The sequence below is a fragment of the Candidatus Omnitrophota bacterium genome (assembly GCA_028707125.1).
In the GTDB taxonomy this organism is placed as follows: Bacteria; Omnitrophota; Gorgyraeia; order Gygaellales; family JAQTUX01; genus JAQTUX01.
In genome coordinates, this window is sequence record JAQTUX010000001.1 from 297,142 (window position 1) to 316,201 (window position 19,060).

13 protein-coding genes are annotated in these 19,060 nt (G+C 52.0%); all 13 read left to right on the forward strand.

What is annotated here, in order from left to right:
- Window position 1 precedes the first annotated feature (1 nt).
- The 13 genes from PHR44_01445 to PHR44_01505 all read left to right on the forward strand — a co-directional run bounded on the left by PHR44_01445 (window position 2) and on the right by PHR44_01505 (window position 19,058).
- On the forward strand, window positions 2-991 hold the full coding sequence (locus PHR44_01445; GenBank protein ID MDD4909333.1) for a radical SAM protein: 990 nt from the start codon (window positions 2-4) through the stop codon (window positions 989-991).
- Window positions 981-3,137 (forward strand): radical SAM protein, encoded by a 2,157-nt coding sequence (locus PHR44_01450; protein MDD4909334.1) that lies wholly within the window; start codon window positions 981-983, stop codon window positions 3,135-3,137. Before PHR44_01445 ends, PHR44_01450 begins: the two co-directional genes overlap by 11 nt.
- A complete protein-coding gene (locus tag PHR44_01455; GenBank protein ID MDD4909335.1) occupies window positions 3,130-4,551 on the forward strand; it encodes a radical SAM protein in 1,422 nt (473 codons plus the stop codon). The genes PHR44_01450 and PHR44_01455 overlap by 8 nt, the downstream gene beginning before the upstream one ends.
- A complete protein-coding gene (locus PHR44_01460; GenBank protein ID MDD4909336.1) occupies window positions 4,544-5,854 on the forward strand; it encodes a GDSL-type esterase/lipase family protein in 1,311 nt (436 codons plus the stop codon). The genes PHR44_01455 and PHR44_01460 overlap by 8 nt, the downstream gene beginning before the upstream one ends.
- Entirely contained in the window at window positions 5,823-6,854 is a 1,032-nt protein-coding gene (locus PHR44_01465) for a radical SAM protein (protein MDD4909337.1), read from the forward strand. Before PHR44_01460 ends, PHR44_01465 begins: the two co-directional genes overlap by 32 nt.
- The gene (locus PHR44_01470; GenBank protein ID MDD4909338.1) at window positions 6,845-8,899 is read left to right on the forward strand and encodes a tetratricopeptide repeat protein; all 2,055 of its coding nucleotides are present in this window, start codon (window positions 6,845-6,847) and stop codon (window positions 8,897-8,899) included. The genes PHR44_01465 and PHR44_01470 overlap by 10 nt, the downstream gene beginning before the upstream one ends.
- Window positions 8,880-10,490: a radical SAM protein gene (locus PHR44_01475; protein ID MDD4909339.1), complete on the forward strand. Its 1,611-nt coding sequence runs from the start codon at window positions 8,880-8,882 to the stop codon at window positions 10,488-10,490. Before PHR44_01470 ends, PHR44_01475 begins: the two co-directional genes overlap by 20 nt.
- Window positions 10,490-11,488: a radical SAM protein gene (locus PHR44_01480; protein MDD4909340.1), complete on the forward strand. Its 999-nt coding sequence runs from the start codon at window positions 10,490-10,492 to the stop codon at window positions 11,486-11,488. Before PHR44_01475 ends, PHR44_01480 begins: the two co-directional genes overlap by 1 nt.
- Window positions 11,475-12,458 carry a radical SAM protein gene (locus PHR44_01485; GenBank protein MDD4909341.1) on the forward strand — a complete coding sequence of 328 codons (984 nt, stop codon included), beginning with the start codon at window positions 11,475-11,477 and terminating at the stop codon, window positions 12,456-12,458. Before PHR44_01480 ends, PHR44_01485 begins: the two co-directional genes overlap by 14 nt.
- Before the next feature lie 4 nt (window positions 12,459-12,462).
- Complete coding sequence (locus PHR44_01490) at window positions 12,463-14,133, forward strand: radical SAM protein (GenBank protein ID MDD4909342.1); 1,671 nt, start codon at window positions 12,463-12,465, stop codon at window positions 14,131-14,133.
- Window positions 14,134-14,137: 4 nt separating this feature from the next.
- On the forward strand, window positions 14,138-15,322 hold the full coding sequence (locus tag PHR44_01495) for a tetratricopeptide repeat protein (GenBank protein ID MDD4909343.1): 1,185 nt from the start codon (window positions 14,138-14,140) through the stop codon (window positions 15,320-15,322).
- 158 nt (window positions 15,323-15,480) lie between these two features.
- Entirely contained in the window at window positions 15,481-16,674 is a 1,194-nt protein-coding gene (locus tag PHR44_01500; protein MDD4909344.1) for a glycosyltransferase family 4 protein, read from the forward strand.
- Between the two features lie 2 nt (window positions 16,675-16,676).
- Complete coding sequence (locus PHR44_01505) at window positions 16,677-19,058, forward strand: tetratricopeptide repeat protein (GenBank protein MDD4909345.1); 2,382 nt, start codon at window positions 16,677-16,679, stop codon at window positions 19,056-19,058.
- Window positions 19,059-19,060 lie beyond the last annotated feature (2 nt).

The window sequence follows — 19,060 nt, forward strand, 5'->3', positions numbered from 1 at the left end:
TATGCGCGCCGCTTACGATAGACCGCGTTTTTGCGACCTCGTCGTCACGGAGAACTGCATGTTGAGATGCCGGATGTGCAGGATGTGGCAGAGCAGGGCCGGAGGCGATGAGCTGCCCGTCGACGCATGGAAAGGGTTTATCGATTCCTTCGCGGATTTCGCGGGCGGCAATGCCCAGGTGCAGTTTGTCGGGGGAGAGCCGCTGCTTAAAAACGGGATAACAGGCCTTATCAGCCATGCCCGCAGCAGGGGGCTGGCAACCACCATGACCACCAATGCCTATCTTTTAGACGGGAAGGCATCCGGTGATATCGCGCTTTCAGGGTTGGGCACGCTGGTCCTGTCGCTGGACAGCCTGAAGGCGCAGGTCCACGATTTTCTGCGGGGACAGGCAGGCGTCTACGCGAGGGTAATGGCGGCACTGGATTTCTTCAGCAGGCACAAGGATGATCGCCCCCGCCTGCATATAGTCACCACCATAATGCAGCCGGATTTAGACGGTGTCCTGGAGCTTGCCGAATGGGCAGAGGCCAACAGGGCGATAGACGCCATAAGTTTTCAGGCGGTGATGCAGCCATTTTTCATGCCGCCGGATGATGCCTGGCATGAGAGAGAAGAGTTTGCCTTATTATGGCCGAAGGATGCGGAAAAAATTGACGAGGTCATGGACGGGCTTATACGCCGTAAACGTTCCGGTTTTAAGATAACCAACCCCGCGGCGCAGTTTGAGGTTTTCCGGTCTTATTTCAAAGACCCCCGGAGATTTGTGAAGGCCTCAAGATGCAATCTGGGGTATGACTCGCTGACGGTGAATACGGCAGGCGGCATATTCCTGTGTAATTCAATGGAGCCCATAGGGAATATACGCGACGGGGCGGATATCGCGGAGTTATGGCATTCAGAGAAGGCCGAACTCGTAAGGAAGCAGATCGGCGACTGCCGCCGCAACTGCAAGCTTATGATCAACTGTTTTTTTGACGATGAAGGATAATACCGACGAATTCCAGCTGCACAAATTGATCCAGGCCCATCTTCAGGCCGGGGAATACGGCCCGGCCAGGGAGGCCTGCCGCCGGCTCTTGAAGATCAGGCCCTCAAGCATAGCCGCGCACCAGGAACTGGGCAACATACATCTTGAGGAAGGCGATCCTGCCGGGTCAATAAAATATTTCCGGAAGTCCCTGCGGCTGTGCGCGCGGCAGGGCGGCGGGGACGGGCCGTTAAATGTTTATATAAGGGAATCATATATCAATATGGGCCGGGCATATCTATCGATGAAAAAGTACGGCCGGGCGGTCAAGATGTTGAAGAAGGCGCTTGAATTAGCGCCGCGGGAGGAGAGGATATACAGATTCCTCGCCTCGGCATACCTTGAGGCGAAAGATTATGATGCGGCGGTAGATACCGCAGCCGGCCGTTTCAAATCCGCGGGAAAGATCAAGGCCTGCCAGGCGCAGGCCCGGATAAAGATGCTGCGCATCCCCAATTTTTACGGGCCCGATATCTTTTCCACGGAGATGAATTCCATTATGCTGCCGCCTCTGGCGCTGGGGAATATTGTCTCTTATGTCAGATCACGGGGGATCCCTATGGACCAGGACGATCTGCATATAAAAATACATCACGATAATTATTTCGGCGGCGGAGAGGAAAAGATAGACGAAGAGGTCTTCTTTGACGCCTCCAGGGTGGCCGGATACGCCGGGGGAAACAGCGATCCGCTGATAGAAGGGATCATGGAAAGGGTATGCCGCAAAACCGGCATTGAAGGATACAGGATAATCCTTTTTTCTTTAGACAGCTGTTCCATGAACGACAGCCATGCCTTGTTCGCCGTCTGCCTGGCAAGGTATCTAAAGAAGGTCTATGGCCCGATAATAATTTTAGGCGGGCTGAATTATTTCCTGGACTTAACGCGCAAGATCGGCTGCCCGCGTTCGGACATAGATCATATAATAGGCAATGAAGGGGAGGAGGTTGTGGCAGAGTTGCTGGCTTCCTTATTGGATAACAAGGCATATTCAGGCACGGGCAGACAGGAGGGCGAGGGGGCCATTTATTCCCTGAAGGTCCCCGCTCCGGTAATGCCGGATTTTGAGGGGCTGCCCATTGACAAGTACCGCTATCGCGGCCTAAGGAGCGATTATTGCCCGGACGATGCGTTGAGCCGGGAAATAAAAGAATTCAACGATTCCCGGACATTGCTTCTGCCTTTCAGGTTCATAAAGGGCTGCACCAATAAATGTATATTTTGCGCCAGCTCCGCCGGCGGGCTGATCCATGTGGCGCCGCCCGCGGTCGCGGCCGAATGGCTCAAGCAGCTTCAGGAAAGATACGACCCGACAGGGTACCTTTTTCTTAACGATACTTTAAATATCTCCAAGAAATACGTTGACCGGTTTTGCGAAGAGGTGATAAAAAGAAAGATCGGGGCCCGCTGGTCTGATTGCGCGCGGGTGGACCGGCTGGATAAAGAATCCATATACAAAATGGCTGAAGCAGGATGCGTGCGGCTGGTATTCGGGATGGAGACCGCCAGCAGGCGGCTGCTGAAATATATCAATAAAGAAATAGACCTGGCCCAGCTGGAAAAGGCGCTTTACTGGGCTGACAAGGCCGGCATCTGGACAGGGGTGGAGATAATCAGCGGCCTGCCTTATGAGAAGGAAAGAGATGTCGAAGAGACGATCTCTTTCCTAAAACGCAACAGAGAGCATATTGACGCCTTTTACTATAACGCCTTTAATATAAAGGACACCTCCGCCATACGAGCGCACCCTGAAAAATACGGCATAACCAATATATTTGAGCTATCCAGTTACGAAGAAGGGTTTTCCACATTTGTCAAATACGGCTTTGATGAAACGGGCGGACTGAAGTGGCCGGAGAAGAGGAGGCAGGTGGTCTCCAGTTTTAATAAGGTCATAGATGCCTTGGGGAGGCCTCCTTTTCCGGAACACGAATATGAAAGTTTTCTATTTTTCCTCTATTCCAAGTACGCCGACAAGAGGGCCATAAGGGACATCTTTTATTCTGTAGGCAGGCACAAGAACGCATGCCTTGAGCTTTTCAGGAAGGCGAAGAGGAACGATCGGCAGCCCGGGCAAGCAGCCGAGAGGACACTGGTTTATGGTTGACGGCAATAACGAGACAGGGATCCTTCTGGTGCAGTCCCCGCCCTGGGGCGTTTATGCCCCGCCGCTGGGGATCGCCTACCTTTCCGCTTTTCTTAGGTCCGGCAGGCCGGGCGCGATGATATACGACTTGAATATGGAGATATTCCGCGGCTGTCCCGAACGGATCAGGGCAAAATGGGATACGGGAGATTTTGAGTTCTGGGCATCCGGAAAGGCGGCGCAGGAGTTACGGGGGTCATTGGACGGGCTGGCGGAGGGGATAATTTCTTACGGCGCCTCCGTGATCGGGTTTTCCGCAACTTTTGCCTCCGCGCCGTTTCTGAACGCGTTTATCCCCATGCTCAGGAAAAAGTCGGACAGGAAGTTGACGATCATAGTCGGCGGCGGCGGCGCCAGCTATGCCCAGACACGGTCGTTATTTACCGACGGCACGATCGATTATTTTGTGATCGGAGAAGGAGAGCGCGTTTTATCCGATTTGTTGGCTGAGATACGCGGGGGCGGCTTTAACAGCGCTCCGGCGGGTTGCATAAGCTGGAAGGATGTATCCGGCAGCCACGCCGTCTGTATAGCGGCGGACAAAAACAATACCGATATCAACACAATACCGTTTCCTACCTTTGAGGAATTTGACTTGAGTTATTACACTCAGGACGACCTTATCCCGCTCATAACCAGCCGCGGCTGCATACGTAATTGTATCTTCTGCTGCGATTCACCGCTGAAGAGGCCTTATCGCTGCCGCCGGCCGCGGGCGGTAGCGGATGAGATGGCTTATCATGTGAAGCGATACAAAAGAAAAAGATTTGAATTCAGCGACCTGTTGATAAACGGAGACCTGGGCTTCCTGGATGAGCTCTGCGACTGCCTGATCGCCATGGATATGGGAGTCGCCTGGGGCGGCCAGGCGACCATCAGAAGAGATATGGGCCGCGGCTTGTTGGGTAAAATGAAGGCAGCCGGCTGCGGAGGGTTGACATTCGGTGTTGAAAGTTGCTCCGACAGGGTGCTGGAGCTGATAGGCAAGGGCGTCAGCGCCGCGGACATCCGCAGGGGCCTGGCGCGGGCAAAGGATTCCGGCATGCAGGTAGAGATAAACCTTATCGTCGGCTTTCCCGGGGAGGCAGAGGAAGATATTGATGAGACGATAGATTTCATAAGGAAGAACGCGCCGTCCATTGATAAGATAAACAGCCTGAATATCTGCACCATAGGCCCCGGCACGCATATTTATGAGCATCTTCAGGACTATAATATAGATAAGGATATGATAACGGACTGGTATGCCTGGTTCACCAGGGATATGTCCAATACGCTTGAGGTGAGGATGGCAAGGCACCGCCGGATATTATCGCTTTGTTCGGAATTGAACCTCGCGCCCGCCTGGCAGAATGTGAAAAAGAGCGATGTTTAAAAAGGCGCTTTCTTTTATATTTATCACGCTCTCTACCATCTTTTTATTAGAGGCAGGCCTTAGATCCGGCGGATACCTTGTTCTGAAGTTTAACCCGCCCTCGCAAAGCGGCCGCCTGAAACAAGGGGGAGAAACAGTCATTCTTTGTTTGGGGGATTCTTTTACCTTCGGAGTAGGCGCCGCCTATCAGGATAGCTATCCGCGGCAGCTGGAAGGCATGCTTAAGGAGAGGTTCCCCCGGAAGTCCATCAAGGTTTATAATCTGGGTATCCCCGGGAGTAATTCCTCGCAGCTTGAGAGCGGGCTTCAACGGGATATCGATAAATACCATCCGGACCTGGTAATAGTCATGTCCGGACGCAATGATATCTGGAATATGGCCGGAGCCGGCAGGCCGGTTTTTTTACTGAGCGGATCGCGTTTATATAAATTGATAAAGGCCGCGCAGGCAAATATAGCGGCCAAGATGAGAAAGATTGAGGAAAATGAACGCGCCTTAGCGCCGAGAAAGGCGCCGCCGGAGGCAAGCCGGTTGATTACGCAGGGCCATGACTTGAAGGAGCAAGGAAGGTATGATCTGGCGAAGGAGTGTTTTCTTGAGGCGCTGCGTATCGACCCGGGCAATCCCGACGCCAACCGGCAACTGGGCACTATTTATAGAGAGGGGGCGGAATACGAGCTGGCTGAGAAGTGTTTGACTGAAGCGGTGAGGCAGGGTTATGGCGGGGATGGGAATATCTATGTGGAATTGGGTATGGTCCACAGGATACAGAACAGGCCCGGGTTGGTCCGGGAGGAGTTAAGGCGGGCATTGGTGGACCCGCGCGCGGCAGCGCTTGCCTTTATTGAATTTCAGCAGACCTGTGCCGACAGCAGCGAGTTTTATAAAGAGATGGAGGCCTTCAGCGCGGGGCTTAAGGACAGGGGGAGTCGCAGGATGATCAAGGCCATGATAGCATTGCACAGGGACAAAGAGGCGATAGCGGCAATAATGCGCGATAACTTCCTGAAGATATATAAGGCCTGCAGGGATAACGGTGTCGGGCTGATATTGCAGACATATCCGGAAACGGAGAACGTAGCGGAAGGTGTAAGGCATATAGCCGATAGATACGATATCCCCACGGTGGACAACCATCTGGTATTTGAGAAAGAATTGAATGGCCGCGATAGAAGGGAGTTTTTTGTAAGCGATGACCATTGCAATGCCGAGGGGTACCGGCTTATCGCGGAGGGCGTATACGAGGCCATGATCAGGGAAGGGATGATTGATGATACCGTCGCCATCGCCGCAAAAAATTAACGAGCCAAAGAGTTGCGTCATACTGCTCACTCTTGGATGCGTTCTAAGATGCAGGATGTGCCATCTCTGGAAGAACGACGAGGCAGGGATAAAAAAGCCCGGCCTGCAGGACTGGAAGGATTTTATTTCTTCCATAAACAGGCCGCGGGATCCCGAATTTACGGTCATATTCGGCGGAGGAGAGCCGATGCTGTTTCCCGATACCCTGATAGAGTTGATCCGCTTCTGCCGCGCAAGAGGATTCAGGACCTCTCTGGCGACAAGCGGATATTTCATAGATGAAGCAATGGCTAAACGCCTGGCAGATTCAGGGTTAAACTATATAGCCCTTACTTTATACAGTTTAAATGAAAAGACCCATAATTTTTTGCGCGGTATGCCCGACAGCTATGACAAGCTCATACGGGCGATCGGCTATCTTGCCGGACAGCGCGCCTCTCTCGAAACAGCCATAGACACCGTGATCATGGCGCCTAATCTGGGAGAGGTCTTAGAATTGGCGGATTGGGTAAAGGGCGACGGAAGGATATCTTCCGTTTTCTTCCAGTCGGTTGTGCAGCCGTTCCATACGCCGGCGCTGGAAGAGTGGTATAAGTCAGGGGAATACGGATTCTTATGGCCAAAGGACGCCGCTCAGGTGGATTCCGTCATTGACGGATTGATAGAAAGGAAGGAGCGCCTGGGGGAGGGAAGGGGCAGGATCAATAATCCCGTTTCGCAGCTTAAACTTTTCAAGGCCTATTTCAGGGACCCGCGCAAGTTTATAAAACGTTACTCCTGCAACGTTATTAATGACAGCGCCTTTACCGTGTCTCCCGACGGAGGAGTGAATCTTTGCCCGTATATGAAGCCCATCGGCAATATACGCGGCGGCTCCCTGCGCGATATCTGGCATTCGCAGGAGGCGCTGGCCAGGCGGGATGATATAGCGCGGTGTAAAAAGAACTGCCACCACATAATCAATTGCTGGTATGAGGAAGAAAAGGCGGTATGTGCTTAGATAGTGAAAACGGCCATATAATATCCGGCAACCGGTATCTGGACAGAAAGAAATACAGCCGGGCGCTGGAAGAATTCAATAAGGCGCTGGATGCTGACCCGCGCAACGAATACGCCTATCAGGGGCTGGGGCATCTATATCTGCAGCAGGGAAAATATGAGCAGGCATTAGAGGCATTCCGGAAGGGGCTGCGGATCAACAGCCGGAATCAGTATATACATCAGGGTTTAGGGTATATATACCTGGAACAGGGCTCATATGATGCTGCAGAGCGGGAGTTTGAGGTGACCCTGCGGCTGGGCGGAGATAATATGTTCGCCCGTAGGATGCTGGGATATATCTATAAGAGAAAGGGAAAGGACGAGGCGGCGGCGTCGGAATTCATAAAGGCGACGGAATTATATCTGGGAAGAGAGGAAAATAATAAAAGGCCGGCTTCGGGAGACGGCCGCCGGGATTGGAAGGTCAAGCTGTTAAGGATGCCCGGCTTTCCCGACGAAAATGATATCGGCGGCAGGCAGCTGAATTACTGCCTGCTACCGCCTCTGGCGCTGGGCTGCCTTACCGGTTTTCTGAGGCAGAACGGGTTTGATATCGATCAGGATGACCTGAACATAAAGATCCATTACGATAATAAATATTGCGATGACGCCGGAGATAAGGTAGATATCTCCGTTTTTTACGATGAGGGCAGGATACTGAGGTGGCTGCGGGAAGGAGGAGACGGGTATTTAGATTCGGTTATGGAGGCAGTCGGGCGCAAGACAGGGTTGAGCGGATACCCGGTCGTCTTATTGTCGCTGCCCGCGTTTTTCAATAATTCCGGCTGTCTTATGTTCACCCTGGCGCTGGCAAGATTCCTCAAGAATAGACACAATCCCGTCCTGGTTTTAGGGGGAGCCAATCAATCGGTTGAATTGTTGAGCAAGTATGACAGGCGTGACATAGATTTTGTGATCTACGGTGACGGAGAGGTGGCGCTGCTTGAACTACTTGGGGCCATAAGACAGGATGCCGACCCCGGGGAGTGCCTGTATTCCTGCGTTAAAGAAGAGGGCAGGTTTATGGCAACAGAGGTCCATCCTCCGCTTAAGCCGGATTTTTCCGGACTGCCCATGGACAAATACAGGCATGAGGGGACGCTGCTTCTTTTGTTTAAGTTTATCAAGGGATGCGCCCATGAATGCGTTTTCTGCCCTGAATCCACAAACAGACTGGTTTATGTTTTGAAGCCGGAGAAGGCAGCCGGTTATTTAAAAGAGCTTCAGGAAAAATACAACCCCACAGGATTTTTCTTCTTAAGCGATACCATAAATATCTCCAGGGGTTTCCTTAATGAGTTTTGTGATGAGATAATCGGCAGCGGAACGGACATACTCTGGACCGACAGCGCGCGCGCGGACAACCTGGACAGGGATACGCTTTTTAAGATGCGCCGCGCCGGATGCATACGCCTGGTCTTCGGCATGGAGACGGCCAGCCCGGGATTGTTGAGGTATGTGGACAAGCGCATCAGTTTAAGGCGGCTGGAAGATGTATTGAGATGGGCTGATGAGGCCGGGATATGGACGGGGGTGGAGATAATCTGCGGCCTGCCGCACGAGAAAGAAAGAGATGTTGACGAGACGGTATCCTTTTTGAACAGGAACAAGGAGTTTATAAACAGCGCGTATTTTAATCAATTCGGCCTCAGGGACGGCAGCGTGCTTATGCGCAGCCCGGAAAGGTTCGGGATTGAAAATATAAAAGAGATATGCCAATACGCGGACGGGGAATTTACCTATTTTCATAAATACGGATACGACGAGACAGGCGGCCTTCAATGGCAGGAAAAGAAGAGGCAGATCATTGCCGCGCATAAAAAGCTCATTAATAATACCTGCTGGCAGAGCGCCTTTCCCATCTATGAGTTTGAGCATGTTTTGTTTTCGCTTTATTCCAGGTTCGCTGATAAAAAGGCGGTTTCCGGCATATTCAATGAGATGCTGAAAGAGAGGAATTATCAGAGGCAACAATCTACAGACCATGCCAAAGCGCGGTATTAAAGTCATAAGATTGCCCGGTTTTTTCAAGAAGCGGCAATTCTCTTCAGGGCCGAATTGCTGCCTGATACCTCCTTTGGGACTGGGGCTTATCAGCGCGCACCTTCGCTCCAAAGATATGCCGGTAGAGCAGGCGGATCTCAATATTGAGATCCATCACAATAATTACTATTCCGATTCAGCCGCGGACAAGATTGATACCGAGGTATTTTTTGACCTGCCGCGCGTAGAGAGATACGCGCTTGGCGGCAGCGATCAATATATAGATTCTATTATGGACAGGGCAGCCGGTAAGGCCGGGGTGGGCCAGGGGCAGTTTATGCTTCTTTCTCTGCCGGACAATATCGAGAATGAAACAAACCTTTCTTTCGCGCTGGCCTTTACGCGTTTTATCAAAGACCGATACGGCACCATAAACATATTGGGCGGGCAGGGGCCGTGGCTGGGCCATATGCGTTCCCGGTATGGCTGCCGAAATATAGATCATATCCTGCGCGGCGACGGCGAATACCTTCTTGACCGGATTTTTGACGCGCCGGAAGCGGGCCCCGCGTTCTCCGGCGGGCCGTATCTGTCGGTTGAAGACGGCGGCAAGGTGATAACTTCAAATAAGATATGCAGGCCGATCAAACCCGATTTCTCCGGCCTGCCCATGGACAAATACAGGTCCAGGCAGGAGGTGCTGGAGCATCCGCGGGAGCTTGGGGGTTTAATGGATGAATTCCAGAAAAATGGGGCGTTGCTTTTGCCGTACAGGTTTATCAGGGGATGCCCCTTTGAGTGCATCTTTTGTGTTTCCTCAACCCAGAGTTTAAGCCACGCGCTTTCTCCGGCGGAGATCGCCGGGCACCTGGAGTCCATGCAGGAACAATACCGGCCGGACGGGTTCTTCTTTTTGAACGATACCATAAATATATCCAGGAAGTTCATAAATGAATTGTGCGATGAGATATTAAACCGCGGGCTTAAGGTCTTGTGGAGCGACTGCGCCAGGGCGGACAACCTGGACAGGGACACGCTTTTTAAGATGCGCCGCGCCGGATGCATACGCCTGATCTTCGGGATGGAGACGGCCAGCCCCCGTTTGCTGAAGTACATAAATAAACGGGTGGACCTGGCGCAGCTGGAGAACGTCCTGCGCTGGTCTGATGAGGCCGGCATCTGGACCGGGGTTGAGGTGATCTGCGGTTTCCCCCACGAGCGGGAGGAAGACATACGGGCCACGATCTCGTTCCTGAATAAAAATGAGGAATATATCAACCGCGTGTACCTGAATCATTTTGACCTGAGGCAGGGCAGCATGCTTTACGATTCTCCCCGGAAATACGGCCTGAAGCGGGTCATTGAAGTCAATCAATGCACGCAGAGGGATTTCAGCAGTTATGTTCAGTTTGGCTTTGACGAAGACGGGGGGCTGGCCTGGGAAGAAAAAGAGAGGCAGATGGAGCGTTCCCTGGGAATGGTCCGGGACAGCTGCGCGCGGGGCTCGAGGTTTTTTACAGACGAGCATCTTTTATTTTTTCTTTATTCCAGGTTCAGCGATAAGGAGAGGATAAGATCCATTTATCTCAAGATCCTCAAACAGGAGGGGTGATGGCCGCTGGCAATCCCCGTTTTTGCGATATCGTGGTCTCCAACCGGTGCCTGCTCAGGTGCAGGATGTGCAAGTCCTGGCAGTGCGGGCCTCAATCAAACGAGATTACTCTTTCGGAGGCAAAGCGGTTCGTAGAGGGGCTTTCCGAATTTGTCAAGGAGCCCCTGGAAATAAACGTGATGGGCGGAGAGCCGTTATGGAAGGATTGGTGCCTGGACCTCTGCGCCTTTATTTCCAAAAAGGGCTTCAGGTCCATAATTTCCACAAATGCCTACCTTATAGACGAAGATATGGCAAGGCGCATAGCGGATTCGGGGTTGAACGTGCTGGCGATCTCGCTGGAAAGCCTGAATCCGGCGACGCATAATTTCTTAAGGGGCAGGGAAGATGTATTCTCCAGGGTGATGAAGGGCATAGAGAACATCCGCAGGTTCTGCGGCCCGGACCTGACAGTCACCATCCTCACCATAATAATGGAGAGGAATTTAAGCGAGATAATCGAGCTGACGGAATGGGTGAACAGCGACAGGTTGTTCCAGAACATCTCTTTTCTGGCACTGCTGGAAACAGGCCTGGTAGAGGACAGGAATGGATGGTTCAGAAGCCCGGTGTACAAGGAGCTTTGGCCGCAGGACACGGAGAAGCTTTACCGCCTCATAGATGAATTAAAGGAGAAAAGAACGCGGGGTTACAAGATCTGGAATCCGCTTTCGCAGCTGGACGCGTTCAAAGATTATTATACCGAGCCGGAGCGGTTTATGAGAGAGACGCAATACCGCGTTCATGATTATATAATAGATTTAGATGAGAACGGCATTATCTACCTTAGCGGAGAGGCCCTGGGCAACATCAGGGATGATAATGTGCGGGGACTCTGGTTTTCAGATAAGGCGCAGGCGATCAGGGAGAAGATCGATGCGCGCGGCCCGGGGAAGAGGTGCTGCGTTATTAACTTTGTCTGCGCCTTCCCGCAGGACAGTGAATATGCCAAACGATAAATCCCATATGATTGGAAGGCCGAAATTCTGCGTTATAGAGGTATCGCATAGATGCATGTTCCGCTGCAAGATGTGCAACTACGGAGTATCCGCGCCCGAGCCGGAGGTCAGCGTCGGAGAACTGATAGGATACGTATCGTCATTCAAGGATTTTGTGAACACGCCTTTTGAGATAAACATCTCCGGCGGAGAGCCGCTTTTAAAAGAGGGCGCGCTGGAATTGCTGGGGTTCATCAGCGGCCTGGGATTTAACAGCTCCATGGCCACCAACGCCTATTTGATCAACAGGGAAAACGCCAGGCGCCTGGCGGATTCAGGGGTGGGGGTTGTCCCCATATCCTTGGACAGTTTAGATGGGCGCGTCCACGACTACCTTAGAGGAAAGGATGGGGCGCATAAGAACGCCATGGATGCCTTAAATTATTTTATGGAATACAGGGGCAGATTGAGGGGGGTGGTTATCCAGTCGATCATCATGGAGCCGACGCTGGATGGGCTGGTGGAGCTTGCCGGATGGGCCGATCAAAGGGACATCTCGGTATCATTTATGGCGGTAATGCGGCCGAATATGGTCCCTGTTGATTTAAGATGGCATGAAAGAGAGGAGTTCAGCTTTCTCTGGCCGAAGGATACCGCTAAAGCGCATTCCGTCATTGATAAGCTGATAGAAATGAAACAGTCGGGCTGCCGCGTAGATACGCCTGTCGGCCAGTTGAGGCGTTTTAAGTCGTATTTCGCCGATCCGCTTCAGTTCGTAAGAAAGGCCAGCTGCGGCCTGGGCGAGGATATCGTCCATATAAATAACAAGGGCGACATTTACCTTTGCTGCGAGATGGAACCGATCGGTAACGTAAAAGACGCCGATATACGCTATACCTGGTTTTCGCCGAAAGCCGCGCGGGTCAGGCGGGAGATAAAAAAATGCCGGAGAAATTGCGCGGAGATGATAAACTGCTATCGGGAGGAGTGACGGCGTGAAGGCGGGGAAAATAAGCATTTTTTATAAAGAGCTAAGAAGCGCCTGCCCCAGGAATATAAAGGGGGTTTTCCGCAACCCGGGAAAGCTGCTGCGGTATGCCAGGGCATTTTTTAATTATGATATGGGGGCCGACGATAAGAACATGCGGCCTATGGATACGGCCAACGCATGCTGTTTATTCGGGGACTTTGAAGAGCTGCACGACAGGATCGCTGGCAGAGAAGGCGGCTACAAAGATAAGATATCGAGCATCGGGTCCGCCTTGAGCCGGAAACAACCAGTGAAGATAAGCGTGGGGATATCGCGTTATAACTTCGGGCGGCTGCATAAGGTCTGCGAGCATGGAATGGCGCTTTTGGGAGAGAAGGCGGATCTATCAGGGATCGGTCTTGAGGTCTTTCCCGTCAAGGACCTGCCGCAGAATTTCATCGCTTATATTGAGGCATTGAAGCAGCGCCTTGACCCGCAAAAAATAGAACTCGTTGTCCACGACAATGAGTTGATGGATATCCTCAAGACCGTGGGGCTGCACGCGCGGGTAAACGACGAGCGGGAGAAGGACCTCCTGCGGCTTCTGGGGGTCATAAGCGAACAGGTATTTATCGGGCCGCAGACGATCGTCTTTGATCCCTATCACAGGTGCAATACCAGATGTAAACATTGCTGGGTGCATACGCCCGGGGTCAGCCATCCCGAGGAGTTCCTTGACCGCAAATTTGATTTTGAGATATTCAAGCGGATTATAGACGATGCTTCGGAGATGAAGGTGGACGGCATCATCCTGCAGGGTGACGGCGAACCGCTGATATACGACAAGTTCATGCCCATGCTCAGATACGCCAAGTCCAGGGACCTGGGTGTCCTGTTTTTTACCAACGGCATCCTCCTTGATAAGGAAAAATCAAAAGAGGTGATAGACCTGGGGGTCAATGAGATATACTGCAGCTTTCCCGCCGGGACAGCCGTTACCTACGAAAAGATATCCTCTGTGCAGCCGGCGGAAACATTTTATAAGGTCCGGGATAACCTCAAGAGCTTTATGTCGTTAAGAAGGGGGATGAATAAACCGCATCCGCGGCTTATCATCAGCCACGTAATACATAATATGAATTATCATGAATTGACGGAGATGGCCGGGATGGACGCCGATATAGCGCCCGACGCGGTCAGGTTCTACCTTATAAGGCTGGACGTGATGAACAGGTTCCTCCAGCTTGAGCCCCGTCAGATAGAGGAGATAAAAAGGCAGGTGCCGGAGATCTCCAGGATCTTGAAAGAAAAGAACATAGAGTTCGTGGATAATTTCGGTTTCCAGCTGAACAATTATGATGAAAAGACCGGCGCCTGGTCCAAGGATTTCTTCCTGAGGCACGGCTGCAATATCGGCTGGTATTTCAACCTTATACCGGCGAGATACGATATGAGCTTCTGCTGCCACCTGCGGACCGTGGGATACGTTGACAGGCAGTCATTCAAGGATATCTGGAACTCGGTGGATTACTGGCGCTGGAGAAGGCAGGCGAAATATTTAAAAGACAATAAATACGCGAAATTCGCCAACGGGCAGGTTCTTTATGACGAACATTGCGACCATTGCGATAATCACCAGACGATAATAAGGAATTTACGGGAGATCAGGAAGTATGGTCTGGATAAATACTATTAATTCAATGCGCCGATCTAAGGAAAGAGCCGCCTCAATAGCCTTCGGCATAGTGTTGTTTTTTCTGCTCCTTGAGCTTGGCATGCGCGCGGGAGCGGCCCTGCTGGCGTATTCGCAGGAACACAGGAACATAGTTTCCTTAAGGCAGAAACATACCTGCCGCATCGTCTGCCTTGGAGAGTCCACGACAGCCGGAGGGATGTATTCTTATCCGGCGCGGCTGGAAGAAGTCCTGAACAACGCCGGCATAGGCAGGGAATTCAGCGTGATAAATAAGGGCGTAGTTGGGATAGATACATCGGGAATACTGGCTGGTTTAGACGGCGTCCTTGATAAATATGAGCCGGATATAGTGATCGCGATGATGGGGGCAAACGATGAGCGGCCGCACCTGCTCTTTCATGTTGATTCCGGTTCGACGATAGTGGATCTTCTCGCCGGCTTAAAGACCGTTAAGCTGGCAAGAATGCTTTGGTTTAATATCAATAGCAGGATCAGGCCGCCGCGGGCCATAAGGTCCGCCACGGAAAACAGCACGGTATATTTTGACCTGGGCCAGTTTTACAGGGACCGCAGGGAATATGTGAAGGCGGAGGAGATGTTCAGGGCCGCCGCGCAGGAGAATACGGCTGATTACAGGCCCTATTTTGAGCTGGGCTGCCTCTATAAGAAAAGAGGGGATTTTTCCGGAGCGGCGGGGATGTTCAAGAGGGCGATAGAATTGGAGCCGGACAATGACAGGGCCTACAGAGGCATCCTGGCCATATATAATGAATTATCCCTTTATGGAGACGGAAAGGAATACCTTGCCTTGCTGTTGGAAATGAAAAAGAGGCACTATCGACCTTCGGCTATCATTACTCTGACGCCCAATAACTACCGTAAATTGAAGGAGGCCCTGGAGAAGAGAGGGATACTGTTGGTCTGCGCGCAATACCCGATGCGCAGCATCGAGCCGCTGGAGGAGATATTCGGCTCCGGGGAGGGCGTGATCCTTGTTGATAATGAAAAGATATTTAAGGACGCGGTCCGATCGGGAGGTTATGACAGGTATTTTACCGATACCTTTGGCGGTGACTTCGGGCACTGCACGGCAGAGGGTAACCTGCTTCTGGCGAAGAACATAGCTGATGTGATCATGGCCAGGGTGTTTGATAAAAATGGCCGGCTCGCTTATCGCAAAACCCATTGACAGGGACAGCGGCCGCTATAGAATAAAATATACGTAGCAGAAAGGAAGGATGCGTTTTATACTGACGGTATTATTAACGATCGCGGCTTTGGGCATGGATTGTTTCCTGTGGCTGCTTAAGAGGATCAAAAAAATATGCGTTTTCCCCGGGGGGTAAGATGAACATCCTGATGGTCCATCCTCATGATCTGTTCTCGGCGTCCGAACCTTGGACCATACGCATTGTTTCCATCGCCAGGGAATTTGTTAAAAGCGGCCACGGGGTAAAGCTGGTATATTTTCCGCTGGAATGGGAAGGCCGTAGGCCGCGTAAACTTGGCCCCCATATTGACTGCTATCCCTTTTGCCGCAGGTCCGGCCCGCATATTTTAGCCGCCAATACCCTGCGCCTGTCAAAGTTAGCGGCCTGGGCGGATATCGTGCATTTTCAGAAGTGCTTCCATCAAGCGTCTATCCCCAGCATTATCGCGGCCCTGTTGAATAACAAGCCGCTTCATTATGATTGGGATGATTGGGAGGCCAAGATCTATGAGATCTCCACGCGGCCGGGTTTCTTAAGCTGCCTCATCCGGAATTTCCTGGGTGCCCTTGAGGCATTTATCCCGCGGATAGTTGATACGGTGTCCGTTGCCAGCCGTAGATTAGAAATAGAGTGCAGGCGCCTGGGGGTAGGGCCGGACAGGATATTTGAGGCCCATGTCGGCGCAGATATTGACAGGTTCCGCCCCGATATTTCGGGTTCGGCGGTAAGGCGGCGCTATAATATAGGCAAGCCGCTTGTTTTGTATCTCGGCCAGCTTCACGGCGGCCAGTATGCCGAACTGTTCATCAGGTCCGCGGCAAAGATAACCCGCGGTTCCGGCCAGGACGCCGTGTTCATGATAGCGGGCGACGGATACCGGCGGCGGGAATTGGAAGAGCTCAGCCGCGGCCTGCGGCTTAACGGAAGCATGATCTTTACCGGGCCGGTCCCCCATAGCGATGTCCCCGAATACATCGCCGCCTCCGACATATGCGTCGCCTGCTTTGAGAAGAACGACGTTACCTTGTGCAAGAGCCCTCTTAAGATAGCCGAATATATGGCTTCGGGAAAGGCGATAGTCACCAGCGATGTGGGAGAGGCGCCGCGCATGGTAGGGCAGGCGGGGTTGATCACGGCCCCGGGAGACCCTGATTCGTTAGCCGAGGGGATATTAAAGCTTCTGAGGCGGGAGGGTCTAAGGAAAGAGATGGCTTCGCGCAGCCGCCTGAGGGCGGAAGAGAAGTATAATTGGGCTGTAACGGCAGCGAATCTGATGCGGGCATACGGGAAGGCGGCGCGGATAAAAGGCCGCAAGGGAGGAAGGTCCTGACAATGAATACTACCGTTAAAACGCGGAGGCCGGCGGAAAGGATCATTTTCGCGGCCATCCTGCTTCTTATAATAACCGTGCCTTTGATCTTCAGCGGCAAAACCAGCCAGATATACGGGCTTATCAAGATCGCCGCCATGGAATTCCTGCTTATCCTGCTTACGGGCCTTTGGGTCTTTAAGATGAACCGCAGGGGGGATTTTAAGATCATTTTTACTCCGGCAGGTATACCTTTGTTGATCTTCTCCCTTATTTGCGCGTTATCACTTTTGCGCGCCATAAATCTGCGGGAAGGGATAGTGCATCTGGCGCAGGTTTTATCTTACGTCGCCCTTTTCTTCATAGTAGTAAATAATATTGAATCTAAAAAAGAGGTCTCGCTGATAGTTAACGCCGCGATCTTGACGGCATTTTTGAGTTGTATCTACAGCATGTACCGCGACCAGGGCCCTTATCTGTTTACCGCCATACGCCAGACATATATATCTACCTTCGGCCATCCGGTATTCTTCGCTCAGTTCCTGGGGCTTGTCGCGCCTGTGTGCCTGGCGGTTTTTCTGCAGAGCAAAAGCCTCCGGTCCAAACTATGCAGCGGCATCGCCCTGGCCACGCTCTTCTTCTTTTTATTATTGACCAAGGCAAGGGGGGCGTGGCTTGGCCTCATATGCGCCTCGCTTGTTGTCATTTTCATCCCGGCGGTTATGCATAAAGAGCGCAGATATAGATTCTTCCGCTTCATCCCCTGGAAAAGCATAGGCATATTCCTTCTTTGCCTTTTACTGCTTTTTTCCGGCCTGTCCGTATTCGCCCATTTCCGCGTCTGGCATAAGGAGATGGTAGAGCGTTTTTATTCGGCATTCAGCCTTTCCCATGTAACCAACGTAATGCGCGTTGAGGTATGGAAGAATACCTGGCAGATGATCATGGGCAGCCGTTTATCAGGGGTGGGCGCGGGGAATTTTCCCGTTATTTATCCTGCTTACCGCAGCGTGGCCGAGATCTCGATCACGCCGGAAGGCAGGACGTATTTAAGCGCCCATAACGATTACCTGCAGGTCCTGGCTGAGACGGGGATATTCGGCCTGGCCTGTTTTATGTTCATTATTTATTCTTTATTCAGAATGGGCATATCTGTCCTGAAGAAGACCGGGGACAGGGACCTGTATTATATAACTCTGGGTATCCTGGGCGCGATCAGCGTGATCCTCGTGTACGCGCTTTTTAACCCTTCTTTTCAGATCCCTTCCACGGGAATGATATTCTGGCTTTGGGCGGGGTTGCTCGGCGTATTATACAAGAAGGAGTGCCTGTCCGCGCGCGAAGAGGCAGCTCCGAAGCCGAAGGGCCCTCTGGCCCAAAGCGCGATACTGGCGGTTACCTCAGCCGCGGCCATATATCTGGCCGCGCTGCTGATCAGGCATTTTGCCGCCGACTTATATTTTACCAAGGCAAGAGCATATAGAGAATCGGGGAGAGGGCTGGAGGCGATAAGTATCCTGGAAAGGTCCGCCCTGCTTTATCCCGGTAATTACGAAGCATATTTTTTGCTGGGGAACTATTACCAGGAACTGGAAAGGTTTAATGAGGCGTTCGCCCAGTATGAGGCCGCCCTGGAATTGCATCCGTACCAACCGATCGTTTTTAATAATCTGGGGACGGTATATTTTAAGACAGGGCAGTATCAGAAATCTGCCGTGGCCTTTAACAGGGCGGTAGACCTTAATCCCCGCTACTTCGGGGCGTATTACAATCTTTATCTGGCCTATAACGCGATGGGGCAGCAGGAGAAGGCCCAGGAGTGCATACGCCTGATCTATGAGTTAAAGCCCGATTTCCTGGGCGGGATGTATATGGATCAGGAACAGTATGATGCCGCGATCGTGGCCTATGCCGCGGCTATTGAGAAGGATCCCGGAAATTACGGAGCGCATTTTAATCTGGGCCTGACCTATAAGATGAAGGGCCTGGATGATGAAGCGGCCGATGAATTCAGGAAGGCGATCGCGCTTAAGCCGGACCACGTGGGGGCTTACCGCAATCTGGGATTTCTGTTGTTTAAGAGTTTCAAAAGATATGATGAGGCAATAGAGATCCATAAGAAGCTGCTGGCCTTGGTGCCGGTGGATATAGAAGGCCACCTGAACCTCGGCCTGCTGTATACGGAGTCGGGAGATCACGCGCTCGCGGAACAGGAATTCAGGAAAATAATCGGGCTTAATCCTTATTACGGCAAGGCCCATACCGCGCTGGCGGCGCTGTACCGCAGGCGGAATGATTTAGACGCTGCGGTCAGGGCGCTCAAGGAGGCGCTGGCGATAAGCCCGGAATCCTCCGAAATAAAAGTGATGCTGAACGATATTTATAAAGAAAAATTAATGCGGTAGGT

Excerpts from the sequence above, each read along its gene's own strand:
- PHR44_01495 (MDD4909343.1), top strand. The coding sequence starts at position 14,138 with ATGCGCCGATCTAAGGAAAGAGCCGCCTCAATAGCCTTCGGCATAGTG.
- PHR44_01475 (MDD4909339.1), top strand. The coding sequence starts at position 8,880 with ATGCCAAAGCGCGGTATTAAAGTCATAAGATTGCCCGGTTTTTTCAAG.
- PHR44_01480 (MDD4909340.1), top strand. The coding sequence starts at position 10,490 with ATGGCCGCTGGCAATCCCCGTTTTTGCGATATCGTGGTCTCCAACCGG.
- PHR44_01460 (MDD4909336.1), top strand. The coding sequence starts at position 4,544 with ATGTTTAAAAAGGCGCTTTCTTTTATATTTATCACGCTCTCTACCATC.
- PHR44_01445 (MDD4909333.1), top strand. The coding sequence starts at position 2 with ATGCGCGCCGCTTACGATAGACCGCGTTTTTGCGACCTCGTCGTCACG.
- PHR44_01455 (MDD4909335.1), top strand. The coding sequence starts at position 3,130 with ATGGTTGACGGCAATAACGAGACAGGGATCCTTCTGGTGCAGTCCCCG.
- PHR44_01465 (MDD4909337.1), top strand. The coding sequence starts at position 5,823 with ATGATACCGTCGCCATCGCCGCAAAAAATTAACGAGCCAAAGAGTTGC.
- PHR44_01470 (MDD4909338.1), top strand. The coding sequence starts at position 6,845 with ATGTGCTTAGATAGTGAAAACGGCCATATAATATCCGGCAACCGGTAT.
- PHR44_01485 (MDD4909341.1), top strand. The coding sequence starts at position 11,475 with ATGCCAAACGATAAATCCCATATGATTGGAAGGCCGAAATTCTGCGTT.
- PHR44_01500 (MDD4909344.1), top strand. The coding sequence starts at position 15,481 with ATGAACATCCTGATGGTCCATCCTCATGATCTGTTCTCGGCGTCCGAA.
- PHR44_01505 (MDD4909345.1), top strand. The coding sequence starts at position 16,677 with ATGAATACTACCGTTAAAACGCGGAGGCCGGCGGAAAGGATCATTTTC.
- PHR44_01450 (MDD4909334.1), top strand. The coding sequence starts at position 981 with ATGAAGGATAATACCGACGAATTCCAGCTGCACAAATTGATCCAGGCC.